The 25,884-nt window shown below is 72.3% G+C and carries 25 protein-coding genes and 1 riboswitch; of the genes, 11 read left to right on the forward strand and 14 right to left on the reverse strand.

What is annotated here, in order from left to right:
- Window positions 1-157: 157 nt before the first annotated feature.
- The 3 genes from ACFYRX_RS31485 to ACFYRX_RS31495 all read right to left on the reverse strand — a co-directional run bounded on the left by ACFYRX_RS31485 (window position 158) and on the right by ACFYRX_RS31495 (window position 2,452).
- Complete coding sequence (locus tag ACFYRX_RS31485) at window positions 158-553, reverse strand: DUF3040 domain-containing protein (RefSeq protein ID WP_389106954.1); 396 nt, start codon at window positions 551-553, stop codon at window positions 158-160.
- A gap of 276 nt (window positions 554-829) precedes the next feature.
- On the reverse strand, window positions 830-1,600 hold the full coding sequence (locus tag ACFYRX_RS31490; RefSeq protein WP_389106957.1) for a methyltransferase: 771 nt from the start codon (window positions 1,598-1,600) through the stop codon (window positions 830-832).
- 240 nt (window positions 1,601-1,840) lie between these two features.
- A complete protein-coding gene (locus ACFYRX_RS31495; RefSeq protein WP_389106959.1) occupies window positions 1,841-2,452 on the reverse strand; it encodes an SAV_6107 family HEPN domain-containing protein in 612 nt (203 codons plus the stop codon).
- A gap of 181 nt (window positions 2,453-2,633) precedes the next feature.
- Between ACFYRX_RS31495 and ACFYRX_RS31500 the strand changes: the two genes are divergently transcribed.
- From ACFYRX_RS31500 to ACFYRX_RS31520, 5 genes are all read left to right on the forward strand, one after another.
- Window positions 2,634-3,392 (forward strand): ATP-binding cassette domain-containing protein, encoded by a 759-nt coding sequence (locus ACFYRX_RS31500; protein ID WP_389106962.1) that lies wholly within the window; start codon window positions 2,634-2,636, stop codon window positions 3,390-3,392.
- Window positions 3,364-5,448, forward strand: a complete 2,085-nt coding sequence (locus ACFYRX_RS31505) for a YhgE/Pip family protein (RefSeq protein ID WP_389106965.1) — start codon at window positions 3,364-3,366, stop codon at window positions 5,446-5,448. The genes ACFYRX_RS31500 and ACFYRX_RS31505 overlap by 29 nt, the downstream gene beginning before the upstream one ends.
- A 47-nt stretch (window positions 5,449-5,495) precedes the next feature.
- The gene (locus ACFYRX_RS31510; RefSeq protein ID WP_389106966.1) at window positions 5,496-6,128 is read left to right on the forward strand and encodes a TetR/AcrR family transcriptional regulator; all 633 of its coding nucleotides are present in this window, start codon (window positions 5,496-5,498) and stop codon (window positions 6,126-6,128) included.
- A gap of 373 nt (window positions 6,129-6,501) precedes the next feature.
- Window positions 6,502-7,116: a DUF4126 domain-containing protein gene (locus ACFYRX_RS31515; protein ID WP_389106968.1), complete on the forward strand. Its 615-nt coding sequence runs from the start codon at window positions 6,502-6,504 to the stop codon at window positions 7,114-7,116.
- A gap of 45 nt (window positions 7,117-7,161) precedes the next feature.
- Window positions 7,162-8,664: a phytoene desaturase family protein gene (locus ACFYRX_RS31520; RefSeq protein WP_389106971.1), complete on the forward strand. Its 1,503-nt coding sequence runs from the start codon at window positions 7,162-7,164 to the stop codon at window positions 8,662-8,664.
- Window positions 8,665-8,676: 12 nt separating this feature from the next.
- Here the strand turns inward: ACFYRX_RS31520 and ACFYRX_RS31525 are convergent, their stop codons facing one another.
- The 6 genes from ACFYRX_RS31525 to ACFYRX_RS31550 all read right to left on the reverse strand — a co-directional run bounded on the left by ACFYRX_RS31525 (window position 8,677) and on the right by ACFYRX_RS31550 (window position 14,127).
- Window positions 8,677-9,654: a hypothetical protein gene (locus tag ACFYRX_RS31525; RefSeq protein WP_389106974.1), complete on the reverse strand. Its 978-nt coding sequence runs from the start codon at window positions 9,652-9,654 to the stop codon at window positions 8,677-8,679.
- A 56-nt stretch (window positions 9,655-9,710) separates the two neighbouring features.
- Window positions 9,711-10,634, reverse strand: coding sequence for a methylenetetrahydrofolate reductase [NAD(P)H] (metF, locus tag ACFYRX_RS31530; protein ID WP_389106977.1), 924 nt, complete (start codon window positions 10,632-10,634; stop codon window positions 9,711-9,713).
- 98 nt (window positions 10,635-10,732) lie between these two features.
- Window positions 10,733-11,389 carry a thiamine phosphate synthase gene (gene thiE, locus ACFYRX_RS31535; protein WP_389106980.1) on the reverse strand — a complete coding sequence of 219 codons (657 nt, stop codon included), beginning with the start codon at window positions 11,387-11,389 and terminating at the stop codon, window positions 10,733-10,735.
- Window positions 11,390-11,483: 94 nt separating this feature from the next.
- A complete protein-coding gene (locus ACFYRX_RS31540) occupies window positions 11,484-11,855 on the reverse strand; it encodes an Rv2175c family DNA-binding protein (protein ID WP_389106983.1) in 372 nt (123 codons plus the stop codon).
- Between the two features lie 647 nt (window positions 11,856-12,502).
- Window positions 12,503-13,723: an NAD(P)/FAD-dependent oxidoreductase gene (locus ACFYRX_RS31545; RefSeq protein WP_389106986.1), complete on the reverse strand. Its 1,221-nt coding sequence runs from the start codon at window positions 13,721-13,723 to the stop codon at window positions 12,503-12,505.
- 32 nt (window positions 13,724-13,755) lie between these two features.
- Window positions 13,756-14,127, reverse strand: coding sequence for a hypothetical protein (locus tag ACFYRX_RS31550; RefSeq protein WP_389106989.1), 372 nt, complete (start codon window positions 14,125-14,127; stop codon window positions 13,756-13,758).
- Between the two features lie 52 nt (window positions 14,128-14,179).
- Window positions 14,180-14,291, forward strand: a riboswitch (TPP riboswitch).
- Here ACFYRX_RS31550 and thiO point away from each other — a divergent pair.
- From thiO to ACFYRX_RS31575, 5 genes are all read left to right on the forward strand, one after another.
- Window positions 14,289-15,446 (forward strand): glycine oxidase ThiO, encoded by a 1,158-nt coding sequence (gene thiO, locus ACFYRX_RS31555; RefSeq protein WP_389106992.1) that lies wholly within the window; start codon window positions 14,289-14,291, stop codon window positions 15,444-15,446. Its footprint overlaps the riboswitch before it by 3 nt.
- A complete protein-coding gene (gene thiS, locus ACFYRX_RS31560; protein ID WP_389106995.1) occupies window positions 15,443-15,643 on the forward strand; it encodes a sulfur carrier protein ThiS in 201 nt (66 codons plus the stop codon). The genes thiO and thiS overlap by 4 nt, the downstream gene beginning before the upstream one ends.
- A 3-nt stretch (window positions 15,644-15,646) precedes the next feature.
- Window positions 15,647-16,444 (forward strand): thiazole synthase, encoded by a 798-nt coding sequence (locus ACFYRX_RS31565; RefSeq protein ID WP_389106997.1) that lies wholly within the window; start codon window positions 15,647-15,649, stop codon window positions 16,442-16,444.
- A gap of 385 nt (window positions 16,445-16,829) precedes the next feature.
- Entirely contained in the window at window positions 16,830-18,767 is a 1,938-nt protein-coding gene (gene pknB / locus ACFYRX_RS31570; RefSeq protein ID WP_389107000.1) for a Stk1 family PASTA domain-containing Ser/Thr kinase, read from the forward strand.
- A gap of 142 nt (window positions 18,768-18,909) precedes the next feature.
- Entirely contained in the window at window positions 18,910-19,773 is an 864-nt protein-coding gene (locus ACFYRX_RS31575; protein WP_389107003.1) for a deoxyribonuclease IV, read from the forward strand.
- Window positions 19,774-19,812: 39 nt separating this feature from the next.
- On the opposite strand, the gene ACFYRX_RS31580 is transcribed toward ACFYRX_RS31575, so the two are convergent.
- The 5 genes from ACFYRX_RS31580 to ACFYRX_RS31600 all read right to left on the reverse strand — a co-directional run bounded on the left by ACFYRX_RS31580 (window position 19,813) and on the right by ACFYRX_RS31600 (window position 25,080).
- Window positions 19,813-20,301 (reverse strand): Pycsar system effector family protein, encoded by a 489-nt coding sequence (locus ACFYRX_RS31580; RefSeq protein WP_389107004.1) that lies wholly within the window; start codon window positions 20,299-20,301, stop codon window positions 19,813-19,815.
- Window positions 20,298-21,368 (reverse strand): hypothetical protein, encoded by a 1,071-nt coding sequence (locus ACFYRX_RS31585; RefSeq protein WP_389107007.1) that lies wholly within the window; start codon window positions 21,366-21,368, stop codon window positions 20,298-20,300. The genes ACFYRX_RS31580 and ACFYRX_RS31585 overlap by 4 nt, the downstream gene beginning before the upstream one ends.
- A complete protein-coding gene (locus ACFYRX_RS31590; RefSeq protein WP_389107009.1) occupies window positions 21,365-23,569 on the reverse strand; it encodes a hypothetical protein in 2,205 nt (734 codons plus the stop codon). Before ACFYRX_RS31590 ends, ACFYRX_RS31585 begins: the two co-directional genes overlap by 4 nt.
- A complete protein-coding gene (locus ACFYRX_RS31595) occupies window positions 23,566-24,306 on the reverse strand; it encodes a hypothetical protein (protein ID WP_389107012.1) in 741 nt (246 codons plus the stop codon). Before ACFYRX_RS31595 ends, ACFYRX_RS31590 begins: the two co-directional genes overlap by 4 nt.
- A gap of 105 nt (window positions 24,307-24,411) precedes the next feature.
- A complete protein-coding gene (locus ACFYRX_RS31600; protein ID WP_389107014.1) occupies window positions 24,412-25,080 on the reverse strand; it encodes a Crp/Fnr family transcriptional regulator in 669 nt (222 codons plus the stop codon).
- Window positions 25,081-25,344: 264 nt separating this feature from the next.
- On the opposite strand from ACFYRX_RS31600, the gene ACFYRX_RS31605 reads away from it, so the two are divergent.
- A complete protein-coding gene (locus ACFYRX_RS31605) occupies window positions 25,345-25,851 on the forward strand; it encodes a DUF4396 domain-containing protein (protein WP_389107017.1) in 507 nt (168 codons plus the stop codon).
- Window positions 25,852-25,884: the final 33 nt, after the last annotated feature.

Raw genomic sequence — 25,884 nt, forward strand, 5'->3', positions numbered from 1 at the left:
CCCGGGGGCGGCGTCCGGGGGGGGGCGGGGCCCCGGCGCCGCCCGGCGCCCCGGGGCGGCGGGGCCCGCGCCCCCCGCCGGGAGGGAAGAGGGGGGGGGGCCCCCCCCGGGCGGGGGGGGCCACCCCTCAGGAGTTCTGTGGGAGCGGCAGGGCCTGCTACTGGCCGCCCTGCTCGTCGCGGCGACGCTGCCAGCGCTGCTCGATCCGGTCCATCATCGAGCGCTTCTGGCGTCCCTGGCGACGGGCCTGCGAGGCGCCCGCGGCAGGCTGTTCGCCCGGCTTGGGGGCCTTGCGCCAGCCGGTCACGGCGAGAACCGCACAGCCCAGCATGACCAGGAAGCCCACCACGCTGAGCCATACCTGCTTGGCGACCATACCGGCCATGAGGAGCGCGATACCCACGAGGAAGCCGGCGACCGCCTGGTAGACCCGTCGCCGGGTGTACGTACGCAGCCCGCTTCCCTCAAGCGCTGTCGCGAACTTGGGATCTTCGGCGTACAGCGCTCGCTCCATCTGCTCGAGCATTCGCTGCTCGTGCTCCGAGAGCGGCACGTCGTCCTCCTCATCGTGCAGTCGCCGGGGCGACTCGGGGGTCCCTTCAGGATAGGCAGGGAATCGCCCCCGTGAAACCCGCCCCTCTGCGCCAAATGGCCAACCGGGATCCGCCATGAACACTCCGGCTGCTGAATCTTGTCATTCCCCAGCAGCCGTCCCGTCATGCCGGGCGGTCTCCCTCGATCATACGGCGCTGAACGCCGTATCGGGGGGCCTGTGGCGTACTCCATGTGCCATCAAGTACCTGATCAGCAGTACGGCACAGGAGGCTGCTCAGGCCTCGACGGCCTCCCGCGTCTCGCCGAGCACATGGAGCTGGGTCGCCACGGAGTGGAAGGCGGAGAGTTCGGCCGCCGCCTCCTCCAGCTTCAGCAGTGCTTCCAGGGCGCCGGGCTCGGTGTCCACGAGCACACCGGGGACGAGGTCGGCGAAGACCCGCACACCATGCACGGCGCCCACGGTGAGGCCTGCGCCCTCGACGAGCGCGGTGAGCTGTTCGGCGGTGAAGCGGCGCGGCACGGGGTCGCCGTCGCCCCAGCGGCCGTTCGGGTCGTCGAGCGCCTGCCTGGCCTCCTTGAAGTGGCCGGCCAGGGCCCGCGCGAGCACGGCGCCGCCGAGGCCGGCGGCGAGCAGGCTGAGGACCCCCTCGGGGCGCAGGGCGGCCACGACGTTGCGCATGCCCTCGGCCGGGTCGTCCACGTACTCCAGGACGCCGTGGCACAGCACCACGTCGTAGGCGCCGCGCTCGGCCACGTCGAAGAGGCCGTGGGCGTCACCCTGGACACCCCTCACCCGGTCGGCGACACCGGCCTCCGCGGCGCGGCGCTCCAGCGCGAACAGCGCGTTGGGGCTGGGGTCGACGACGGTGACCTGGTGGCCGAGGCGGGCGACGGGCACCGCGAAGTTGCCGCTGCCGCCTCCGGTGTCGAGGACGTCCAGTGCCTGGCGTCCCGTGGACTTGACCCTGCGGTCGAGGGCGTCCTGGAGGACCTCCCAGACCACGGCGGTACGGAGAGAGGCGCGGGGTCGCAGCGGGTCCGACACGGCAGGTGACTCCTCGGCGCGGCACCGCCTGTTGTACGGCGGAGCGGATCGGGACGCCTCCCCGGCCGGGGGCGTGGACGGGGAAGGCTTCATGCGCTCCCCACCCTATTGCCTCGGCTACCGCGGCCGGCCATCGCGACCCCGGGGCCACCGGGCACGTCTCACCCGGCGGACCACGAGGCGGATCACGCGGCGGCCCCGCCCGCCCGACTTGCTCCGACCGCGACCATGGCCGCCCGGTCAGCCCGCGTCCGGGAAGTCGCGGTGGGTATCGCGGTCGCCGCCGTGGCCGATGTCGCCGCCGCGGCCGGTGCCGTGGCCGGTCTCCTCCGGCCCGTCCCCGTCCTGGCGCGGCTGTGGCAGGACCGGCTGGAGCACCAGCATCCGCTCGACGAGGCGCAGGAACATCGCCACGTCACGTATGAGGTCGTCGGCGTCCCGGCGGCTCGCCGCGCCCTGGATGCCGGCCTCCGCGCGGGCCCGGCGCCGGGCCCCGGAGGCGAAGAGCCCGCTCCACTCGGCGAGTTCGGGCGCGATCTCCGGGAGCACTTCCCAAGCGCTGCGTATTTTGGCGCGGCGCCTCGGCGTTGGCTCCGGGCGTCCCCGGGCGGCGAGTACGGCGGCCGCGGTGCGCAGGGCGGCGAGATGGGCCGTGGCATAGCGCTCGTTCGGCGTCTCCAGCGCCGAGGCCTCGTCAAGGCCGGCACGGGCCTGGGCGAGCAGGTCGAGGGCGGCGGGCGGGGCCGTCGCCCGGCGCAGCACGGGGTGTACGTCGCTCGCCGGGCCGGTCAGTGAGGGGGCAGGGCCGGTGGCGCGGCGCCGACGGGCGGCGGCTGCGTGGTAGCTGGCCATGACGAACCTCCTGTCGTCTGGTTGACGGCACATCCCGCTACGGAGTGCCGTATGTGCCCATCGTGAGGTATGCCACTGACAATCCGTTCTGACCTGGGCTTTTGCTTCGATCGAAGGTTCGGGTTAGTTTTTGCACTGACCAGTCAGTTCAAAAAGTTCCGAGTTCAAGGAGATCAGGGGGGTGGCCGTGGACGGAGTCGCTGTGACGGCCGAGGGTTTCGGGTTGAAGGGGTCCCGCGGCTGGGCGTTCCGCGGGATCGACCTCGTCGCGGAGCCCGGTGCGTTGATCGCTGTCGAGGGGCCCTCCGGGTCCGGCCGTACGAGCCTGCTGCTCGCGCTCACCGGACGGATGAAGGCCACCGAAGGGACCGCGACCGTGGGCGGGGCGCGGCTGCCGAAGCAGCTCTCGGCGGTGCGCCGACTCAGCGCGCCCGCGCATGTCGCCGGGGTCACCGACCTCGACCCGGCACTGACCGTCGGGGAGCACCTGCGCGAACGGGCGCTGCTGCAGCACCGGTTCGGCGAATCGGTGCGCGCGCTGCTGCGCCCGCGCGGTGAGCGTACGGCCGAGGCGAAGCTGCGGATCGACACCGCCCTGACGGCCGCAGGGCTCGACCGTGAGTCGCTGCCCAAGGGCGCGCGGACCGCCGTACGCGATCTGGAGCGGCTGGAGGCCCTGCGGCTGTCGATCGCCCTGGCCCTGATCGGCCACCCGCGGCTGCTCGCCGTGGACGACCTGGACCTGAAGCTGTCCGACGCCGAGCGGGTCGAGGCCTGGGCGCTGCTCAGGTCCCTCGCCGCGGCCGGGACGACGGTCGTGGCGGTGTGCAGCGAGGCCCCGGAGGACGCCCTGACGGTGTCCACACGGCCCGGGCACCAGGAGGACACGGAGACCCGGAAGGAGAAGGCCGATGCGCTCGCCGACACTGGCCGCGCTTGAGCTGCGCCGATTCGGCAGGGGGAAGCTGCCGCGAGCCGCCATGGTGGCTCTGCTGGTGCTGCCGCTGCTGTACGGCGCCCTGTACCTGTGGTCCTTCTGGGACCCCTACGGCCGCCTGGACCGCATCCCCGTCGCCCTCGTGAACGACGACAAGGGTGCCACCGCCGACGGCAGCAGGCTCGCCGCGGGCGACCAGATCACCGAGGGGCTGCGGGACAGCCAGGTCTTCGAGTGGCACCAGGTGAGCGCCTCCGAGGCGCGGGAAGGTGTCGAGAACGGCAGGTACTACCTGTCGCTCACCATGCCGGCCGACCTCAGCCGCCGGATCGCTTCCAGCTCGGGCGACTCACCCGAGACCGGCGCGCTCCAGGTCCGCACGAACGACGCCAACAACTACATCGTCGGGCAGATCTCGCGGACGGTCTTCGCCGAGGTCCGCCAAGCCGCGTCCACCAAGGCCTCGCGGTCCTTCCTGGACCGGATCTTCATCTCCTTCTCCGACATCCACGGCGCCACGGTGAAGGCCGCCAACGGGGCCGACGACCTGGAAGGCGGCATCGGCAAGGCGGAACAGGGCTCCGAGGACCTCGCCACCGGCTTGGCGGAGGCGCGGAAGGGCAGCTCCCGGCTCTCCGACGGGCTGACGAAGCTCGACACCGGCTCGGGCGACCTGGCGGACGGGGCGCAGCAGGTCGCCGACGGCACCCGGACACTCGCCGGCAAGGTCAACGGGGTCGCGGACAAGGTGGGTCCCTTCCTCCAGGACAACGAGAAGACCATCGGCGACACGGCCCGGCTCGTCGCCGACTCGGCCGGGGCCGTCCGCCACAACCTGGGCACCCTGGCGAGGACCGCTCCGGCGGCCGCCAAGGGCGCGCACACGGCCGCCGACACCCTGGACGCCGTCTACAAGGCGCGCTGCACGGACCCGGTACTGCCGGACGCCGCGTGCGCCGACCTGAAGAAGGCGCGGCAGGCCGCCGACGACGTGGCGAAGGTCGCCGACGACGTCAACGCGCTGGTCGCCGACCAGAACGGCGACCTGAAGAAGCTCGACGGGCAACTGGCCACGCTCCAGCGGCAGGCCCGCGCGCTCGCCGACCGGGCTCCCCGGCTCTCCGAGGACCTCGACGACGCCGTATCGAAGATCAACAAGCTGAACGAGGGTGCGGGCAAGGTCGCCGCCGGAGCCAGGACGCTCCATTCGGGCCTCGGCGCCGCGCGGACCGGCGCGCAGGACCTGGACGAGGGAGTCGGCCGCCTCAAGACCGGGGCCGACGACCTGAGCGGCGGCATGTACAAGCTCGCCGACGGCTCCGGGAAGCTCTCCGACGGTCTGCACGACGGGGCCTCGCAGATCCCCGACTACGGCAAGAAGGACCGCGACCGGCGCACCGACGTGATGGCGGACCCGGTCCAGCTGGTCTCCAGGGACCTGCACAAGGCACCGAACTACGGCACCGGGTTCGCCCCGTACTTCATTCCGCTGTCCCTGTGGGTGGGCGCAATGGTGGCGTACATGCTGATCACGCCGATGAACCGGCGGGCGCTCGCCGCCGGTGCCCCGGCCTGGCGGATCGCGCTGGCGGGCTGGCTGCCGGTGCTGGCGATCGGGGTGCTCCAGACGGTGGCCCTGATGTCGGTGCTGCACTGGGCGGTAGGCCTGCAGATGGAGCGGGCGGCCGGGACCGTGGGCTTCCTGTTCCTGGTGACGGGGTGCTTTGCGGCGATCGTCCAATGGCTGAACGCACGCTTCGGAGCGGCGGGCAGGATCCTCGTCCTCGCCCTTCTGATGCTCCAGTTGACCTCGGCGGGTGGCACCTATCCCGTCCAGACCAGTCCCGGTTTCTTCAACGCGCTCCACCCGTTCCTGCCCATGAGTTACGTGGTCGAGGCCCTCAGGAGGCTCATCACGGGCGGCGGTCTCACTCCGGTGTGGCACGCGTGCGTGGTGCTCCTCGCCTTCACCGCGGGTGCCCTCGCCCTGACCGCGCTGTCGGCCCGCCGACGGCAGGTGTGGACGCTGGACCGGCTGCACCCGGAGCTGACCCTGTGAGCCCTTCCGTGAGCTCGGGGGCGGCCTCACCTGTGAGAATCAGAGGCATGGAAAGCAGCAGCGCCACGGCGGGTGTCAGCACGCGCCGCGAGGCCACCCGGCAGAAGCTCTACGAGGCGGCCGTCACGCTCATCGCCGAGCAGGGCTTCTCCGCCACCACGGTCGACGAGATCGCCGAGCGCGCCGGAGTCGCGAAGGGCACGGTCTACTACAACTTCGCGAGCAAGTCCGTCCTCTTCGAGGAACTGCTGCGGCACGGTGTGGGTCTCCTCACGGCCTCTCTGCGGGAGGCGGCGGAAGCGACGGCACGCGCGGGCGGCGGCAAGGTGGACGCCCTGGACGCGATGATCCGCGCGGGCCTCGTCTTCATCGACCGCTATCCGGCCTTCACCCAGCTCTACGTCGCGGAGCTGTGGCGCACCAACCGGGCCTGGCAGTCCACGCTCCTGGTGGTTCGTCAGCAGGCCGTGGCGGTCGTGGAGGACGTGCTGCGCGAGGGCGTGGAGAACGGCGAGTTCAGCGACGAGATCGACATCCCGCTCACCGCCGCCGCCCTGGTCGGCATGGTCCTGGTGGCCGCCCTGGACTGGCAGGCGTTCCAGCCCGAGCGCTCCCTGGACGACGTGCACGCGGCCCTGTCGCGGCTGCTTCAGGGGCGGGTGAGCGGGCGCCGGGGATGACAGCCGAAAGCGCCGGTCCGCTGTGGCCGCGTCCCCCGCGGGCCACCTCGAACCGGCGCCTTCTCCTGCTCCCCCGTTTTCCCCCGTGCCCCCCGTTGGGCCCCCGTTCGGTCGTTCCCCCGCTTTCCGGGATCCCCCGTGCCTCGCTCCCGCCGGCCTCGGCCGACGGAAGGAGCGGATCCGGGGCGGCTCCGTTCCGGCGCCCCGTGTCGCCGGTGCCGGAGCCGTTCCCCTTCGCCGTGGCTCCACTCTCTCGTCCGCGCAGGCCGCAACCCATCCGCGCGCGTACTCATCTCACCCCCTAGGTACGGATACTCAGTCATCCGCACTCACCCCCAGGACTCCTTGTCGCCGACTGGTTACGATCGCCTCCGTGTCCGTACTCCCCTTGGTGTTCACCAGCGGCTGGGCCAGCGGTGTCAACGCGTACGCGGTGGTGCTGCTGCTCGGCGTGTTCGGCGCGACCGGCCTGAGCGACGACGTCCCCGAGACCCTTCAGCGCCCCGAGGTCCTCGTCGTGGCGGGCGTGCTGTTCCTGTGCGAGGCGGTGGCCGACAAGATCCCGTACGTCGACTCCGCGTGGGACTCGGTGCACACCGTGATCCGGCCCGTGGCAGGCGCGTGGGTCGGGGCACTGCTCGCCGGGCAGAGCGGTTCGCTCTCCGACGTGGCGGCCGGCCTGATCGGCGGTTCGACGGCGCTGGCCAGCCACACGGTCAAGGCGGGCACCAGGATGGCCGTCAACGCCTCCCCCGAACCCTTCAGCAACATCGTCCTGAGCCTGGCCGAGGATCTCGGCGTCGGCGGCATCGTCACGTTCGCGATGTTCCACCCGGAGGCGGCCGCGGTCATCGCGGGCGTGCTGCTGGTGGCCGGCCTGATGGTGCTCTTCTTCCTGATCTCCCGCATCCGCAGGTTCCGGCGCCGCAGGGCCCAGCGCCGGGAGGAGAGACGCCTCGCGGCGCGGACCGGACGACCACCCGGCTGACAGGGCGCGGCCGGAGTGTCAGTGGGGGTCGATAAAGTCGCAGGCATGGCAAGGATTGCGGTGATCGGCGCCGGGATGGGCGCGATGGCGGCCGCTGCCCGGCTGGCCGTCGCGGGCCACCGGGTGGCGGTGTACGAGCGTACGGAGACGTACGGCGGGGCGGTGCGCCGTTTCGAGCGGGACGGCTTCGCCTTCGACACCGGACCCGGGCTGCTCACGCTGCCCGCGGTCTACCGCGATCTGTTCGTCAAGACCGGCAAGGAGGCGCTGGAGTCGGCCGTCGAGCTGGTCCAGGTCGACCCCTCGTCACGGCACGTGTTCACGGACGGCACCGAGGTGTCCCTGCCGAACGCCTCCCGCGCGGGCGTGGTCGCCGCTCTGGACGAGGCCCTCGGCGCGGGCGCGGGCGGGCGCTGGGGCGACTTCCTGATCCGGGCCCGTGAGGCCTGGGACCGCACCCGCAGACCGCTCCTGGAGGAGCCGCTGTGGCCCAACTGGCCGGTGCTGATGGACGAGCCCTACCCGGCGGTGCCCCACAAGCGGCTGCTGCGCACCCGACGCGCCTGCACCCTGTGGGAGATCGGTGCGTGGGAGCTGCGCGACCCGCGCCTCGCGGCCCTGCTGGACGGCCACGCGCTCGCGTACGGCGTGGACCCCGGTACCGCTCCGGCGAGCGCGGCGATCCTGCCGTACATGGAGCACGCGTTCGGTACCTGGTATGTGCGCGGCGGCATGCGGGAGTTGGCACGCGCGGTGTACGAGCGGTGTGTTCAGCGCAGGGTCGAGTTCCACTTCGGCGCCGAGGTGACCGCCGTCCTGGAGAAGGACGGCCGCCCGGCGGGGGTGGAGTTCGCCGACGGGACGGTCGCGGAGGCGGACACCGTCGTCGGCACCGGGCCCTGGCGGCTGCGCGGACTCGTGCCGGGCCGCGAGCTCTACGGCGCGAAGGACGTCCCTCCCGACGCCGAGGACCTGCACCCGGGCCGCGTGGTGGTGTGTCTCGCGCTGCGGGGCGCGCGGGACCCTGACGCCGTGCACCGCACGGTGGTGTACGGCCCCGCCCCCGCAGAGGAGCTTGCCCTGTTCCGGAACGGGGGGACGCCGGAGCCCACCGTGCGGGTGGACCGGCCGGACGACCCGGCTCTGCGTCCCGAGGCGGAGCACGAGTCGGTGGTGCTGACGGCGACGGTGCCGTGCGGGCGTGGGCACGACTGGGCCACGCCGTCAGTCGTCGACGCCTTCGCGGAGAAGATGATCACTGCCGCCGAGCGGGCGCTGCCGGGGCTGCGTGAGCGGGTGCTGTGGCGCGAGGTGCGGACGCCCTTGCACACCGAGCGGGAGACAGGGGCCGAGGGCGGTGCCGTTCCGCCGCCCTCGCTGGCGGGCGGTGAAGGCACCCTGCACCCGTCCAACAGCACGGCGATGCCTGGCCTGTTCACGGCCGGCGGCTGGTCGCATCCGGGAGGCGGCCTCGCCCACGCGGGCATGTCGGGCGCGCTGGTGGCCGGACTGATCGTGGAGGGGCCGGAGTTCCGCGGTTCTCAGTGAGGAGCCGCGGGATCAGAAACGGTACTGCTCGTCGTACCCGTTCCCCTGGCCCTGCCCCTGGTTCTGTCCCTGTCCGTTGTCCTGGTAGTACTGCTGCTCCTGCGGGAGTTCGCCGCCGTACTCGTCGGTGCGCTGCTGCGGCACCCACACCCCGCCGGCCGGGGTCTCGCCGCCGTACCCGGCGTACTGGTCCTGGCCGTAGTCCTGCTGGACGAACTGCTGCTGACCGCCGTAGGAGGTGTCGTACGACCCCGCTCCGTAGGTCTGGGTGCCGATGTACGGGTCGGAGTAGGCGGCGTACTGCTGCTGCCCGGACTGGTCGTAGCCGTACTGCTGCTGGTCGTAGCCGGAGTAACCGTCGTAGCCGTACGTCTGGTCGGCGGCGGCCGTCGCGTACTGGCCCTGGTCCGCGGACGCGTAGGACTGGTCGCCCGCGTAGGTCTGATCGCCGTATATGCCGTAGGAGCCGGTGTCGTCGGGCAGGGGCTGGGGCTCGTAGACCGCGGTGCTCTCGGCGGCCGTGGGGCCGGCGGAGCGCGCCGGGGTGAAGACGTCGTCGCGGTCGTAGTCGTCGTCCTGGCCGTAGCCGACGGCGTCCGGCCGGCCCTGGTCGTACCCGGCCTCGTCGCCGTAGGCCGCGTCACCCGACTCGAGGTCGGAGACCTCCAGGCCGGGCTCGTCACGGCCGCGCTCCCGGCGGCTCTTCTTGCCGCCCGTCAGACCGCCCAGCGCGGCCGGCGGGTTGACCGCCCAGCCCTGCTCGAAGCCGCGGCGGAAGGAGAGAGTGACGTAGGTCTGGCCGACCGCGAAGGCGATCGCGCCGAGGCCGATGACAATCACCTGGGAGATCAGCACGCCGAGGACCACGCCGAGGAAGCCGGCGAAGGCGAGCACCCGCCAGCGCAGTCGTGCCTTGTACTGCAGCAGCACCTCGCCCAGCAGCCACAGCGCGACGAATCCGAACGCGATGTAGAGGACCGTCCAGCCCATGTACGCCCCTCTCCCAGTGACCGCTACGCAGTGTGTCGTATGGCCGTGCGGCCGGTCTAGGCCTGCGGTGGATGGTGCAGGCCCAGGTTTTCGTAGATTTCCAGGGTCGCCGTCGAGTTGTTCAGCGTGATGAAGTGCAGTCCGGGTACTCCCTCGGACAGCAGCCGTGCGCAGAACTCCGTGGCGAACTCGATTCCGATCGAGCGTACAGCGGCCGGATCGTCCTTGGCTGTGAGGATCCGCTCTTTCAGGGCGGAAGGGATGATCGCGTTGCTGAGCTGCGGAAGCCGCTCCAGCATCCGCACGCTGGTCACGGGCATGATCTCGGGGATGACGGGGGTCGCGCAGCCCGCCGCGTCGACTCGGTCACGCAGCCGCAGATAGGACTCCGGCTGGAAGAACATCTGGGTGATGGCGTAGTCGGCGCCTGCGCGGCACTTGTCGACGAATCGCGTGACGTCGGCGTCCCAGTCGGCGGAGCGCGGGTGCATCTCCGGGAAGGCCGCGACACCGACGCAGAAGTCGCCCGACTCCTTGATGAGCCGGACGAGTTCGGCGGCGTAGGTGAGCCCCTGCGGGTGTGCGACCCAGTCGCCCATGGGGTCGCCGGGCGGGTCGCCGCGCACGGCCAGGATGTTGCGGATCCCGGCGTCGGCGTACTGGCCGATGATGTTGCGCAGTTCCGCGATGGAGTGGTTGACCGCGGTGAGGTGGGCGACCGGGGTCAGGGTGGTGTCCGCGACGATCTGCTCGGTCTCCTTGACGGTGCCCGCGCGGGTGGAGCCACCGGCACCGTAGGTGACGGAGACGAAGTCCGGAGCGACCGCCTCGACCCTCCTGAGCGCGCTCCACAGGTTCCGCTCACCCTTGGGGGTCTTCGGCGCCGAGAACTCGAAGGAGTATGTCGTCTTGCCTGCGGCGAGCATGTCACGCACGGTGCGTGCGCGGTCAGTCCTGGTGGATGCGGTTCCGAAGGCCATACCGGCAGGTTAGTCAGCGGGCAGCGGTCACCCAACCGAATCGGGGAAATTTGCCGGTTTTGTCGACTTGTTGTCCACCCCTCGGACAACCGGCCCGGTCACACCGCGTGCCGGAGTCTCTTCGCGAACTCGGCCGCCGCCGCGCCGGGGTCGTCCGCCTCGGTGATCGCCCGGACGACCACGATCCGGCGGGCGCCGGCCTCGAGGACCTCGTCGAGGTTGCCGAGGTCGATGCCGCCGATGGCGAACCAGGGGCGGTCGGTGCCGAGGGCGGCGGTGTACCGGACCAGGTCGAGGCCGGGGGCGTGGCGGCCGGGCTTGGTGGGGGTCGGCCAGCACGGGCCGGTGCAGAAGTAGTCCACGCCGTCCTGGACCGCGGCCGCGGCGGCCTCCTCCTCGGCGTGCGTGGAGCGGCCTATGAGGATGTCGTCGCCGAGGATCGCGCGGGCGGCGGGGACCGGAAGATCGCCCTGGCCGAGGTGGAGTACGCCGGCACCGGCGGCGTGGGCGACGTCGGCCCGGTCGTTGACCGCGAGGAGTTTGCCGTGCCGGGCGCAGGCGTCGGCGAAGACCTTCAGGTGCTCCAGTTCCTCGGCCGCCTCCATGCCCTTGTCCCGCAGTTGCACGATGTCGACGCCGCCGGCCAGGACCGCGTCCAGGAACTCGGCGAGGTCGCCCTGGCGCTTGCGGGCGTCCGTGCACAGGTAGACGCGGGCGTCGGCGAGCCGGTCGCGGGCGGTGTCGGTGTCGGGCATGCGTGTGTCTCCCCCGGGTTCGGTGGCGTACGGGCCGTGCGGGACCGTGGCCGTGGCCTCGGTGGGCCCGGCCCGTACGCCGGTGTGGTACGGATCAGACGGCGAGCGCCTGGGCCCGGCGCTTCACCTCCGTGCCGCGATTCTCGCTCAGGGCCTGCGCGGGGGTGCCGGGCAGGCTCTCGTCGGGAGTGAAGAGCCACTCCAGCATCTCTTCGTCGGAGAAGCCGTCGTCCCTCAGGAGCGTCAAGGTCCCGGCCAGGCCCTTGACGACCTTCTGCTCGACCCCGTCGATGAAGGCGGCGGGGACGTGCAGCGCGCGGTTCTCGCCACGGCGTACGGCGATGAGCTGGCCGTCCTTGACCAGCTGCCGCACACGCGTCACCTCGACGTCGAGCAGCTCCGCGATGTCGGGGAGGGTGAGCCAGGCGGGGACGAGTGCATCGGTCTTTGCGTCAATCTCGGTCACGGGATTAAGCGTGCCATCCCGCACTGACAGTCGGAAGCCGGGGCGCCTCCGGCGGGCGAACGAGGGGTGCGCGGCCAGGCGCCGACGAGCCGTCCCGGGCCGCCTCCCGCGAGGACCGCCGCCTTGTCCGCCAGCGGTTCGCGACGGCCGGACAGCACCGGGCCCACCGAGCCGTGCCGCCGGGCGACTCCCCGACGGGCGGGAGGTGCGAGCAGGCGCCACCGGAACCTTTCGGACCGCCCCGGGCCGGGACCAGGACCGCGCCTCGGCCGACAGCGCCTCTGGGTGACCCCTCGACGCGCGCGTCGCGCGGCAGAGAACAGAAGAGGAACGGGTGTGCCAGGCACCGCCAGCCCCTTCCGGACCACCTCCGGCAAACACAGCCACCTCAGCCGACAGCTCCTCGCGGGTCCCGGTATCGCCATCGGGCGACTCCCCGCCGCGCGGGTCGCCCCCAGCGGCCGGGAGGCACGAGCAGGCACCGCCGTCGGGCGGCTCCCCGACAGGTGGGTCGCCCCGGCAGAACGAGGCGTGAGCAGGCGCGTGCCACCAAAACCCGTCTCTGGCGGGGGAGCTGGGTCGGCGTCCCGGCCGGCGGGGGTTCACAGGGGCCGGGCGACGCCGGGCTCCACGCGATGGCGCCGCGGTTACGCCGTTGCCGCCTTCAGCGGCCTTGCCGGGTCCGTCAGCAGCTCTGGGCGCATGTGCGCACCCGCCTCGATCAGGCGGCGGCCCTGGGCCAGGTCACGGGGGCGGCCCACCGCGAGGAGGGCGACCAGGCGGTTCTCCCGGAGCCAGCACACCGTCCAGGCGGGGCCGGACGGCTCACCGCGCCACAGGGTCGTGTCGGCGGACGCGTGGTGACCGGCGTACTGGACGAAGCGGCCGAACTGCTCGGACCAGAAGTACGGGACCGGGTCGTAGACCGTGGGGGTCTCGCCCAGGATGTCGGCGGCAACCGTGCGCGGGCCCTGGAGGGCGTTGTCCCAGTGGTGGACCAGCAGGCGCTCGCCGTACCTCGTCGAGGGGAAGGAGGCGCAGTCGCCGACCGCGTAGACGTCCGGCGCGGAGGTGCGCAGCCGCTCGTCGGCGACGACCTCACGATGTGCGCCGAGCTCGATGCCGGAACCGGCGAGCCAGGCCGTGGCGGGCCGCGCGCCGATGCCGACCACGACCGCGCCCGCGGCCACCCGGGAGCCGTCGTCGAGGACGACCGCGCCGGGCTCGACGCGTGCCACACGCGTGTGGGTGCGAAGAGAGGCGCCCGCGTCGGCGTACCAGGAGGCCATCGGCGCGGCGACCTCGGCGGGCAGCGCGCCCGCCAGCGGCCGCTCGGCGGCTTCCACGACCGTCACCGCACAGCCCGCCTCGCGCGCGGCGGTGGCGAACTCGGCGCCGATCCAGCCCGCGCCGACGACCACGATGTCGTGCTGCCGGGTGAGCACGGGGCGCAGCCGCTCGGCGTCGTCCAGGGTGCGCAGCAGATGTACGCCCGGCACGCCGTCCGTGCCGGGCAGCCGGACCGGTTCGGCACCGGTGGCGAGGACAAGGACGTCGTACGGCACGGTCCCGGCCTCGGTGTCCAGCTCGTGCGCGTCGGGGCGCACGCCCAGGACCTCGCGGCCGAGCAGCAGTTCGATGCCGAGGGCCTCGAAGTCCACGTCGAAGGCGGAGCCCTCGGCCTTGCCGAGCAGAACCGCCTTGGACAGCGGCGGACGGTCGTACGGCTGATGGGGCTCCGCGCCGATCACCGTCACGGTGCCCCGGAAACCCTGTTCACGCAGAGCGACCGCGGACTGGACGCCTGCCATGCCCGCGCCGACCACGACCACCCGCTGCTGCGCCTGTGTCTGCGTCCGCTCGCTCATTTGATCACCATAGTCAACTGACAATCAGTCAGTCAGGGGTCGTGCGCCGTGAACTGCTGCACACCCTCGACGACCTGTTCCACCACACTCGTCCCGCTGCCCGGCTGCGACTCCCATTCCCACGTCTCCTCCAACCGGACCCGGCCGTCGGGAAGTTCGACGACCGTCGAGAGGCAGTGCCCTGAGGATGTCGTTCCGTCGCTCTTCAGCTGGACGTACCGGAAGTCGAGACGGTCCCCCGCGCGCGTGCCGACCAGATGCCCGCGTACGACGTCCCCACCCGCGTACTCGGCCCAGATCTCCCCGTCCTGCTCGTGATACGTGAACCGGGTCCGCGTACCCACCTGCCCCGGAGCCTGATCGGCGACCGGGGCCAGGACGAGGCCGTCGAGCGAGCGGAGCATGACGGAAGGCTCCCTTACAGAGGCGTGGAGCGAAGGGCTAGGGTGGCCAACGTAGAGCACTCGCGGGAGCCCGGACGTACCGGGCTGAGAGGGAGGCTGGCGGCCTCCGACCGTACGAACCTGATCCGGGTCATGCCGGCGAAGGGAGGGGCTGGACGCCCATGTCCTCACGTACCTCGGACGTCCTCGTCGTCGGGGGCGGCATCATCGGCCTGGTCACTGCCTGGCGGGCCGCACAGCGCGGTTTCGCCACGACCGTGGTGGACCCGGAACCGGGCGGCGGGGCCGCTCAGGTGGCCGCCGGGATGCTGGCCGCCGTCACGGAACTGCACTACGGCGAGCAGACCCTGCTCGGCCTGAACCTCGCCTCGGCCCGCCGCTATCCCGACTTCGCGGCCGAACTCACCGACCTGACCGGGCACGACCTCGGTTACCGCCGCTGCGGCACGCTCGCGGTGGCCATGGACGCCGACGACCGCGCCCATCTGCGCGAACTGCACACGCTCCAGCGGCAGTCGGGGCTGGAGTCGGAGTGGCTGTCGGGGCGGGAGTGCCGACGCCTGGAACCGATGCTCGCGCCGGGGGTGCGGGGCGGGCTGCGGGTGGACGGCGACCACCAGATCGATCCGCGGCGCCTCACGCGCGCGTTGCTGGCCGCGTGCGAGCGGGCGGGTGTCCTCTTCCACCGTGGGTGGGCCGAGGGCCTCCGTGTCGTGCGGAACCGGGCCGCGGGGGTCACCACGGCCGACGGCGACGAGCTGGGCGCGGGCCAGGTGGTGCTCGCCGCCGGAAGCCTCAGCAGCCGTCTCTCAGGGGTGCCCGCGGACGTCCTGCCTCCCGTACGGCCCGTGAAGGGCCAGGTGCTGCGCCTGACCGTGCCACCGCGCCACGCGCCCTTCCTGAGCCGTACCGTGCGGGCCGTCGTGCGCGGCAGCCAGGTGTATCTGGTGCCGCGGGAGAACGGCGAGCTGGTGGTCGGCGCGACCAGCGAGGAACTGGGCTGGGACACGACGGTCACCGCGGGCGGGGTGTACGAGTTGCTGCGGGACGCTCACGAACTGGTTCCCGGCATCACCGAGCTGCCGCTGACGGAGACCCGCGCGGGGCTGCGCCCTGGCTCCCCGGACAACGCCCCGCTGCTCGGGCCGACCGAACTGCCCGGGCTGACGCTCGCGACCGGCCACTACCGCAATGGCGTGCTGCTCACGCCGATCACCGGGGACGCCATGGCGCACGTCCTGACGACCGGTGAACTGCCGGAGGTGGCCCGCCCCTTCACCCCGAGGCGGTTCCTGGAGCTCGTGGAGCAGCCGGCATGAACATCTCCGTCAACGGGGAGCCGCGGGAGTTCACCCCCGGCACGGCTCTCGACACCGTCGTACGGGCGCTTGCCCCGGCGCCCTCCGGGGTCGCCGCCGCGCTCAACGAAACCGTCGTCCCACGCACGCAGTGGCCCTCGACGCCCCTCTCCGAGGGAGACCGCGTGGAAGTCCTCACCGCCGTCCAAGGAGGCTGACCCATGGCCGACGATCCCTTTGCCATCGGCGGTACGCCCTTCTCGTCCCGGCTGATCATGGGCACGGGCGGGGCACCCAGCCCGGACGTGCTGGAACGGGCGCTGGTCGCCTCGGGCACCGAGCTGACGACGGTCGCGATGCGGCGCGTGAACCCCTCGGTGCACGGCTCGGTGCTGTCCGTACTGGAGAGGCTCGGCATCCGGGTGCTCCCGAACACGGCCGGCTGTTTCACCGCCGGAGAGGCCGTCCTGACGGCCCGCCTCGCGCGCGAGGCGCTCGGCACCGATCTGATCAAGCTGGAGGTCATCGCCGACGAGCGGACGCTGCTCCCGGATCCCATCGAGCTGCTGGACGCGGCCGAGGTCCTGGTCGACGACGGCTTCACGGTGCTGCCGTACACGAACGACGACCCGGTGCTGGCCCGGAAGCTGGAGGACGTCGGCTGTGCCGCGATCATGCCGCTGGGGTCGCCCATCGGTTCCGGGCTCGGCATCCGCAACCCGCACAACTTCCAGCTGATCGTCGATCACGCGCGCGTGCCGGTGATCCTGGACGCGGGGGCGGGCACCGCGTCCGACGCGGCGCTGGCGATGGAGCTGGGGTGCGCGGGTGTGATGCTCGCCTCAGCCGTGACGCGGGCGCAGGAGCCGGAGCTGATGGCGCACGCGATGCGGCACGCGGTGGAGGCGGGGCGGCTCGCGTACCGGGCGGGTCGGATCCCCCGGCGGCACTTCGCGGAGGCGTCGTCCCCGGCCGAGGGCCTGGCCGCACTGGACCCCGAACGGCCTGCGTTCCGGTAACCGGCCGCGGGTCCAGGTCCCGCCCGCCACCGCCGACCGAATACCACCTCAGCCCCCACCCGACCGCAGCCGCCTGCCAAACGCCACCCCAACCGCCCCACCCGCCGCCACAGCACCCACCAAGGGGCGCGGGGAACTGCGCGACCAGCCCCCACCCAGCCGCACCCGCCCGCCAAACCCCACCCCAACCGCCCCACCCGCCGCCACAACACCCACCAAGGGGCGCGGGGAACTGCGCGACCAGCCCCCACCCAGCCGCACCCGAACGATCACCGCAGCGCCGGAGGCGATCCGTGTGCGATCTGCGTCACAGGACGGCTGCAGTACCACCCCTATCCCGGCCGAACCGGATGGACTGTCAGCCGCGGCTCGTACACTCGCCTGCGTGGATACGACCCTTCAGGACCCGCTGGTCGGGCAGGTGCTCGACGGCCGCTATCGCGTGGACGCACGCATCGCGGTCGGCGGGATGGCCACGGTCTACCGGGCCGTGGACACCCGTCTGGACCGCGTGCTCGCCCTCAAGGTGATGCACCCCGCGCTCGCGGCGGACGGGGTCTTCGTCGATCGCTTCATCCGCGAGGCCAAGTCCGTCGCCCGGCTCGCCCACCCCAACGTCGTGCAGGTCTTCGACCAGGGCACCGACGGGTCGTACGTCTATCTCGCCATGGAGTACATCGCCGGCTGCACCCTGCGCGACGTGCTGCGCGAGCGCGGGGCGCTGCAGCCGCGCGCCGCCCTGGACATCCTGGAGCCGGTCCTCGCCGCCCTGGGCGCCGCCCACCGCGCCGGGTTCGTGCACCGGGACATGAAGCCGGAGAACGTCCTGATAGGGGACGACGGCCGGGTCAAGGTCGCCGACTTCGGGCTGGTGCGGTCGGTGAACACCGTGACCAGCACCACCGGAGCCGTCCTCGGCACGGTCTCCTACCTCTCGCCCGAACAGATCGAGCAGCCGGGCGCCGCCGACGCCCGCGTCGACGTGTACGCGTGCGGTGTCGTCCTGTACGAGATGCTGACCGGCAGCCAGCCGCACGAAGGCGAATCGCCCGCGATAGTCCTCTACAAGCATCTCCACGAGGACGTCCCGCCCCCGTCGGCCGTGATCCCGGGACTGCCGTACGAACTGGACGAGCTGGTCGCGTCGGCCACCGCCCGCACCCCCGACCTGCGTCCGTACGACGCCGTGGCGCTGCTCGCGCAGACCCGTGAGGCGCGCGCCAGGCTGAGCCCCGACCAGCTGGACGCGGTGCCGCCGCAGGCACTCTCCGCGGAGCACTCGGGCGCCGACAACCGTACGAGCGTGATCCCGCGCTCCCTGACCGTGCCGCGACCGCTGCCGGTCAACGAGGACCAGCCCGAGCCGGTGTACCACCGCACCACCCGCCTGGAGAGCCCCGCGCCCCCGCCGTCCCGGCGCGGCCGCTCCTCCGGCGGCTCCCGGCGCGGCCCGCTCCTCATCGTCGCCGCGGTCCTGCTGGCCCTGGGCCTCGGGGCGGGCGTCTGGTACATCAACTCCGGCCAGTTCACCCGGGTCCCGGCCCTGCTGTCGAAGACCGAGGCACAGGCCAGGGACCGGCTGGACGGGGCCGGACTCGAGACCGGGAAGGTCACGTACGCGTACAGCGACACCGTGAAGCGCGGCACCGTGATCAGCACCGACCCCGGGGTGGGCGCCCGGATACGGAACAACGACTCCGTGTCGATCACCGTGTCCAGGGGCCCGCAGACGGTGAAGGTGCCCGACGTGCAGGGGGACGCGCTGAGCGCGGCGAAAGCCCGGTTGAAGACGGAGGGGCTCCAACCCGGCATGGTCACCCGGGAGTTCAGCGACGACGTCCCGAAGGGCTCCGTGATCGCCACGGACCCCGACGCCGGCACCACGCTGCGCGCCGGCTCCGCGATCGCGTTCACCGTGAGCAAGGGCGCCCCGGTCGACGTCCCGGACGTCACCGGCGAGGACCTGGCCGACGCGAAGGCCGACCTGGCGGATGCCGGTCTGAAGGTGAGGATCGCCCCCGCCCGGGTCAACTCCGAGGACGACGCGGGCCAGGTCGCCGGGCAGAGCCCCCGCGCGGACAGTCAGGCGGCCGAGGGCGACACCGTCACCCTGACGATCTCCAAGGGCCCCGAGATGGTCGAGGTCCCGGACGTCACCGGCGACAGCGTCGACGACGCGAAGGCGGAGCTGGAGGCCAAGGGATTCCAGGTCGACGAGGACCGGGGTCTGCTCGGCCTGTTCGGCGACACGGTGAAGAAGCAGTCCGTGGAGGGCGGGGACACGGCGCCGAAGGGGTCGACGATCACGATCACGATTCGCTGAGAGACGACTGCGAGCCAGCGGCCTTCAGGGGCGCGGGGAACTGCGCGACCAGCCACAACGACAGCCGCACCCGCCACACGGCAAACCGAGCAACCCCAGAGGCGCCCCGCACCCGCGCCGCAGGCAATGGCACCCTTGACCGGTGACAACTCAGCGCAACCCCGTCGGCGGCCACGTCCCCGTGGCCGGCGGTCTGAACTCCGTAGGTCTGTCCTACGCCCGTGACCTCGACGCCGAGACCGTGCAGGTCTTCGTCGCCAACCCGCGCGGGTGGGCCACACCCCCCGGGAACCCACGCCAGGACGAGGCGTTCCGTGAGGCCTGCGCCGAGGAGTCGATCCCGGCGTACGTCCACGCCCCCTACCTGATCAACTTCGGCTCGCACACCGAGGCGACGGTGGAGAGGTCGGTGGAGTCGCTGCGGCACTCCCTCAGGCGCGGGCGGGCGATCGGGGCCCTCGGCGTCGTCGTCCACACCGGCAGCGCCACCGGCGGCCGGGACCGTTCGGTGGCCCTGAAGCAGGTCCGCGAACACCTGCTGCCGCTGCTCGACGAACTCACCCACGACGACGACCCGTACCTGCTCCTGGAGTCCACCGCGGGCCAGGGCTCCTCGCTCTGCTCACGGACCTGGGACTTCGGCCCGTACTTCGAGGCGCTGGACGCCCACCCGAAGCTGGGCGTCTGCCTGGACACCTGTCACATCTTCGCCGCCGGGCACGACCTGACCGGCCCGAGTGGCATGCACCAGACGCTCGACCTGCTGGTGGACACGGTGGGCGAGGGCCGGCTGAAGCTGATCCACGCCAACGACTCCAAGGATGTGGTCGGCGCACACAAGGACCGGCACGAGAACATCGGTTCCGGCCACATCGGCGAGGACCCGTTCCGCGCGCTGATGACCCACCCCGCCACCGAGGGCGTACCCCTGGTCATCGAGACGCCTGGAGGCAGGGAGGGCCACGCGGCGGACGTGGAGCGGCTGAAGAAACTCCGCGACGGCTGAAGACGGCGAGGACGGCGAGGACCGCCCTGAACGGCCGGGTCAGCTCAGGACCACCGACACGAACGCCAGCAGCAGTCCCGCCCCGAGAAGTGCCATCGACCGGCGCAGCCAGCGGTACTTGGCCGAGAGGATGTCGCTGACGTCCTGGAACTGGATCAGCAGCCAGGTCACCCGGTCCGCACCGACCTCGGTGGTGGCGCGGCGCAACGCCTCCAGGTCCGGTTCGGCGAGGGCGTCGGCGTAGTACGTCGGACCCGGGACCGTGCGGAGCGTGCCGGTGCGGGGCAGGACCACCGCGAGGAGCAGCAGCGTGCCGACCCCCCAGCACGCCCCGGCGGCCGCGAGGAGCGCCAAAGCAACACCGGTGACGCCGGTCGGCGCCCCCCTGCCGAGCACCAGCGCCGGTACCGCCACGGCACCGGAGAGCAGGATCGACGCCTTCACGTCGGCCCTGCCCAGGTCCTCACGCACGGTCAGCAGCAGCCGTTCGGCGACGTAGTGCGCGGCGTCCGGTTCGTCCGGAGTCACTCGCGTGCCCCGGAGTCGTACTCGAATCCCGTGCCCTGCCCGGGGACGGAGTCCGTCGGCGGTGCGGGCGGGGCCGGCGGTGCGTCGGCCGGGGGCAGCGGCGCCATGGGCGGCATCGGCGGTATCGGCAGCGAGGTCGGGGCCTGCTGCAGCCCGTTCGGGAAGGCGCCGCCGGCGACCGTGCGGCTGTAGTCGATGAGGGCCTGGACCTGGTCGTCGATCTGGTGCCGCTGGACCACGCCCTGGCTGATCAGGTTGGTCAGGTAGTCCAGGGCGCCCTGGCGCTGTTCACGGGCCTGCTGCTGGAGCACGCCGAGGATCTCGTGCGCGCGGCTCGGGTCCTGGGCCAGCATCGTGGCGTACTGGACGGTCTCGCCGGCGGTGATCAGCTTCTGCGCGTCGTCGAGGTTGGCGGCGATACGTGCCTTGTGGACGGTGTCCATCGCCTCCTGGACCTTGCCGCCCTTCTCCACCGCCACCATCTGCGCCTGGTGTTCGGCGGCGGCCTGGCCGAGGTCGATGCGGATGAAGACCTGGGTGACCAGGCCGAGATCGACACCGAAGTCGTTCCACCGGCCGCTGGCCAGCTCGTCCTGGATCGCCTCGTCGACCTGCTGGGCCGAGTCCAGGCTGTGCCGACGGCTGAGACCACGCAGCCTGGCCTCCAGCGGCGGGCGCAGCATGCGCTCCACGTCGACCACCCGCTTCTCGGCGGCCAGATAGAAGTCCTGCACCTCCCAGTTGACGTCGGCGCCCGCCTTGAACGTCGACCGGTCGCCGTAGGTGGGCAGTTCCAGCTGGAAGGAGACCTGGTGCCGGCCGCGGGCGATCCAGCACACCGAGGTGGGCTTGCCCATCAGCGGCTTGTTGACGTGCTCGGCGCCGCGGACGGTGATGACGCTGTGCCCGCCGTTGCGGTAGTAGAGGACCGAGGCCACCTGGCTGTTGCGGTGCCGGTAGGCGGCCTGCGGGGCGAACTCGCGCACGAAGGGACCTCTGAGGTCGTGCGGGAGGACGAACTCCTGGTCCTGAGGGGGCCACGGCTGGCCCCACTGGTTGTGCGTCATGATGCACTCGCTCCCTGGACCGCCCCCCACAGGCGGCGGACCTGCTGTTCGTTCAGTGGTTGGTCGGGGTCTTCGGTCAGTTCCTTGAGCAGGGCCAGCAGTCGGTCCCGGTCGTCGTGGCTGTGCACCAGCAGCGGCAGGAACCGCTCCAGCCACCCGGCCCAGGGCTGGTCGGCCGAGCCGCGCAGCCAGTCGGACAGGGTGTCGATCGCGGCCTCGTAGGACCGTGGGGTCTGCAGGGCCGTCCACAGGAGCCCGGCGAGTTCCGCGGCCTGGTCGGGCCGGACGGCGGCGAGGGCGAGCATCAGCGGCCAGTCGCCGTAGCCCTCCAGGTCGTCGTGCTGGTTCCAGAGGTCGACCACGGAGACCGAGGCGAGGAACACCGTGCTCTGCAGGCCGAGGTCCTGCTGGGGCCGGCGTTCGTCGGACAGCCAGGCGCGTATCCGGCGCGGGGTCTGGCCGTCGGGGTGGGCGCCGGCGAAGTGGGCGACCTGGACGGCCGCGTCGGCCCGCAGTCGGCCCTCGTCCCGGACGCCGATCCCACCGAGCAGGTCCAGTGATTCGCGCACGGTGGGCGTGGCCCGGCCCCTGCCGAGCACGGCGCCCGCGGTCCAGCGCAGTTGGGCGTCGCTGTGCCGGGCCCAGGAGCCGACCAGGGCGCGGATCGCGCTGCCGACCTCCGGGGAGCGCACGGCCACGTCGAGGACGGTCGCGGCGAACAGCCGGCGGCGGGCCCGTTCGGACTGGGCCATGGGCTGCACCAGTTCGTGCACGGTGTGCGACAGGTCCAGGCGGCACAGCCGCCCGGCCGCGACGGCGGCCCGTACCCAGACCTGGGGCCGGCCGTCCTCGCACAGCCCGGCCAGCCACCGCAGCACCGGGCCGCGCGCGTTGTGCCGGTGCTGCCACAGATGACCGAGGACGGCCGGGGCGAGCGCCTCCCCGGCGAAGCGCACGGTACGGACCGGCACCTCCTCGGCGCCGACCTCCTCCGTGCCCAGTTCGGCGACCGCGCGGGCGGAGACCAGCCGGGCCTCGACACCGTCGCTGAACAGCGGCCGGCCGGGGACCGCCTCGGGGTCGACGGTGACGGCCAGTTCCCAGGCGAGCACCTCGGCGGCCTCGGCGACGGCGCTGAGCGAGGCCCCGTCCAGTACGGCGACGGCGATCCGGTAGGCGGCGTCCCGTAACCGCTCGGGTGTCTCGGAGCGGACGCCCCCGGCGAACCACTCGGCGGCCTGGCTCTCCGCGAACCTCCGGCATTCGGCGAGGAGTTCGTCGTGCGTGAGCGAGCCCAGGGTGTTGCGGGCCAGCAGGGTCGCGAAGTGGGCCGCCTCCGCGGGCCGCAGCTCGTCGAGGCCCCTCGCCTCCACCACCTCGGGGTCCAGGGCCATGGCCCGAGCCCGCTCGTACGCCTCGGGCTCCGCCTCGTCGAGTTCGGTCGCGAGGTGGCCTTCTAGTACGGCGGTCTGGGCGGCCGGGGTGTGGGCCCGGTAGTAGCGGCCGCTGCGGGCGAGCACGTCACCGGGCTCGGGGGTGGCCAGCAGGACCGCGTACGCCTGCTTCTTGCGGAGCAGTTCGCAGAGCCGGTCGAGGCCGGTCTCGTCGGGCAGTCCGGTGGCGCTGGGTTCCAGCGCGTAGCCGTGGCCCTCGCTGATCTGTCCGTCGTCGAGCTGGTCAAGGTCGGTGCGCGGGCCGAGCCGGGAGACCTGACCGCGGGTCAGGTCGTCGAGCAGGGACAGGGCGGTGTAGGCGCGGCCGGTGCCGGGCCGGCCGAGCAGCACCAGGAGCTGTCCGCCGCGCAGTTGCTCGCGGTACTCGTCGTAGTCCTTCGGCTCCTGGAAGACCCGGCGCAGCTTGCGCAGTTCGTCCTCGGGGAGCGGGCCGGCGAGCAGTCGCTCGGCCGCCGCCTGGCCGCCGTAGAAGTTCATGGTCTGGACGGACCCGGAGCTGATGAGGGCGCCGGATCCGTGCGAGGTCACGGTCGACCGGTAGATCCGGGAGGCGGCGGCCGCCGCGCCGGGCAGGCCCTCCTCGCCGAGCGGGTCGGCGGCGGCACCGCCGATGACGTCGGACTGGGGCGGCTCGGGGCCGGTCCCCTGGTCCGGGCCCGCGGCCTTGTCCGGCTCGGCCTTCTGCTGCGGCTGTTGCTGCTGGGGTTTCGGGTTGCCCTGGGGAGGTTGGGGGTTCTGCGCGTTCACCGGTCACCGCCGTACTGGTTGATGTGCAACGTGTCGACGTTGCCGTTGGCGATGAACTGGCCGCTGCCGTGGTTGTGGTTGTTCTGGACGAAGCTGTCCCCGGTTCCCGTGGGAGTCGGTGGCTCGGGCGGGGTTTCCTTGGCCGGGGTCGCCGGGGCGGGCGGCTGAGGCAGCCCCGGAACCATGAACCAGGCGGCCCTCCGGCCCTCTTTCAGCTCCACCTCGTGCCGGCGGTAGCGCTCCGGTTCCACCCAGCGTCCGCCGGCGAGGACGACCTCCTCGTACAGCCGGTCGGAGGCGACCACCACCAGGGGCGAACCGTCCGCGGCCTTGAGGATCGCCTTCGCGGTGTCGCAGTCGCCCAGCCGGCAGGCCAGGTCGACGGCCCGCCCGGACCGGCCGTGCTCGTCGGCCGTCACCGGACCGATGTGCAGGCCCGCGCGCAGCCGCAGGGGTGTCCTGAGGTCGCGGTTGGTCTGCCGCAGGTTCTGGTGGAGGTACTCCAGCCACTCCCCCACCACCCGCCCGGGCGGCACATCGGGGGTCAGGACGCTGAGAATGCCGTCGCCGCGGTCCTCCTGGTAGAGCCGGGGCGCCCGGATGCCGGCCTGCTGGAAGGCGGCGCCCGTGACGTCGTAGAGTCTGCGCCGCATGTCCGGTTTCTCGGTGTCGGACAACAGACCCGAGCCCTGTGCGTCCACGTTGACGATGAAGCCGTACGCGGCTTCCCCCTCCATCGCTTTCTCCTCCCTGCCGTCCCGTCGAACCAACGGCTCCTTGCATGGTCGCGGAGCCGGACCGTCACCGCTGTAGCCGTTTACACAGCGCGGTGCTCGGTGTTTCTAGGTCTCCGTGCCATGGGGGTGCCCGGCTGCCAGCAGGCGGAGCGGGTCCAGGTCGGCCACGGCGAGGGTGCCGGGGCCGGTGCGGACCAGGCCCTGTTCGCGTAACAGGCGCAGGGCCTTGGCTACGGCCTCGCGAGTGGAGCCCACGGACGCGGCCAGTTCGTGCTGCGCGAGGGGCAGCCGTATGGTCACGGCCTCGTCCTCCAGCCGGCCGGTGCGGTCGGCGAGTTCGACCAGGCGTTCCGCGAGCCGCCGCAGCACCGTCATGGAGGCGAGGGCCCGGCGCTCGTGGTCCGCGCTGCGCAGCCGCTCGGTGAGCTGGATCGTCATCAGCGCGTTGGCGTGCGGCCGGGAGGCGAGAAACCACCGGAAGCGCTCACCGGGCACCACCAGACCGGTCACCGGGCCGAGGGCGCTCACCGAGGCGCTGCGGGGGCGGCCGTCGAGTGCGGCCATGTCGCCCACGGCCTCGCCGGCCCGCCGCAGGGCCAGCATCAGCCGGCCGCCGCGGTCGGTTGGCGTCCACACCGTGCACCAGCCGCTGAGCAGGACGATCACGAACGTGGTGCGGTCGCCCTCACTGAGGAGCGTGTCGTTCGGCGGGTACTCGTGCCGGGTACCGAGGTTCGACAACGTCTCCCGGTCGGCCGGACCCAGGCCACCCAAAAAGGTATGCCGCTCCCCGAACAGCCCCACCGTCGCCCCCCGTGCCGCTCTCCCCCGAACCGAACCGCAAGCGGAACCTCAGGCGCCCCATGAATCCGTCTTCGCCTGGGCGTTTCCCGCCAGGCAAGGATCTCAGCGTAGCGCTCTGGGCACGGAATGTGCCGTCCGTTACCGGAACGAGGTCCGAACCTTCACGGGAATACCCCCAGGGGGTATATGGTTGAGCCCTGCCGAACGCTCCGCACCCGCCTCCGGGGGTCAGTCATGGACCATGAGCACACCGCACACACCGCACACACCCGCGCCGGTCACACCGATCACGCCGGCCACACGGGCGCCACCTGGGCCATCGCCGTCCAGGCCACCCTGCACTGCCTCACCGGCTGCGCCATCGGCGAGGTGCTCGGCATGGTCATCGGCACCGCTCTGGGCTGGGGCAACCTGCCCACCACCGTCCTGGCGATCGTGCTCGCGTTCCTCTTCGGGTACTCGCTCACCCTGCGCGGCGTCCTGAAGGCGGGCGTCGGCCTGCGGACGGCGGTCCGGGTGGCGCTGGCGGCGGACACGCTGTCCATCGCCGTGATGGAGCTGGTCGACAACGGAGTGATCGTGCTGTGGCCGGGCGCGATGGACGCCGAACTGGGCGACCTGCTGTTCTGGGCCGCGCTGGCGATCTCCCTGGCCGTGGCCTTCGCGATCACCACACCGGTGAACAAGTGGACGATCGGCCGGGGCAAGGGCCACGCGGTGGTGCACCAGTACCACCACTGACGACCGTCAGGAACCGACAGTCAGGAACCGGGA

This window comes from Streptomyces sp. NPDC005374 (assembly GCF_042872225.1).
Taxonomy (GTDB): Bacteria; Actinomycetota; Actinomycetes; order Streptomycetales; family Streptomycetaceae; genus Streptomyces.

Coding starts and splice junctions, on each gene's coding strand:
- ACFYRX_RS31495 (WP_389106959.1), bottom strand. CDS start 2,452: ATGGCCAGCTACCACGCAGCCGCCGCCCGTCGGCGCCGCGCCACCGGC.
- ACFYRX_RS31505 (WP_389106965.1), top strand. CDS start 3,364: ATGCGCTCGCCGACACTGGCCGCGCTTGAGCTGCGCCGATTCGGCAGG.
- ACFYRX_RS31510 (WP_389106966.1), top strand. CDS start 5,496: ATGGAAAGCAGCAGCGCCACGGCGGGTGTCAGCACGCGCCGCGAGGCC.
- ACFYRX_RS31520 (WP_389106971.1), top strand. CDS start 7,162: ATGGCAAGGATTGCGGTGATCGGCGCCGGGATGGGCGCGATGGCGGCC.
- ACFYRX_RS31525 (WP_389106974.1), bottom strand. CDS start 9,654: ATGGGCTGGACGGTCCTCTACATCGCGTTCGGATTCGTCGCGCTGTGG.
- metF (WP_389106977.1), bottom strand. CDS start 10,634: ATGGCCTTCGGAACCGCATCCACCAGGACTGACCGCGCACGCACCGTG.
- thiE (WP_389106980.1), bottom strand. CDS start 11,389: ATGCCCGACACCGACACCGCCCGCGACCGGCTCGCCGACGCCCGCGTC.
- ACFYRX_RS31545 (WP_389106986.1), bottom strand. CDS start 13,723: ATGAGCGAGCGGACGCAGACACAGGCGCAGCAGCGGGTGGTCGTGGTC.
- ACFYRX_RS31550 (WP_389106989.1), bottom strand. CDS start 14,127: ATGCTCCGCTCGCTCGACGGCCTCGTCCTGGCCCCGGTCGCCGATCAG.
- thiO (WP_389106992.1), top strand. CDS start 14,289: ATGTCCTCACGTACCTCGGACGTCCTCGTCGTCGGGGGCGGCATCATC.
- thiS (WP_389106995.1), top strand. CDS start 15,443: ATGAACATCTCCGTCAACGGGGAGCCGCGGGAGTTCACCCCCGGCACG.
- ACFYRX_RS31565 (WP_389106997.1), top strand. CDS start 15,647: ATGGCCGACGATCCCTTTGCCATCGGCGGTACGCCCTTCTCGTCCCGG.
- ACFYRX_RS31585 (WP_389107007.1), bottom strand. CDS start 21,368: ATGACGCACAACCAGTGGGGCCAGCCGTGGCCCCCTCAGGACCAGGAG.
- ACFYRX_RS31595 (WP_389107012.1), bottom strand. CDS start 24,306: ATGGAGGGGGAAGCCGCGTACGGCTTCATCGTCAACGTGGACGCACAG.
- ACFYRX_RS31605 (WP_389107017.1), top strand. CDS start 25,345: ATGGACCATGAGCACACCGCACACACCGCACACACCCGCGCCGGTCAC.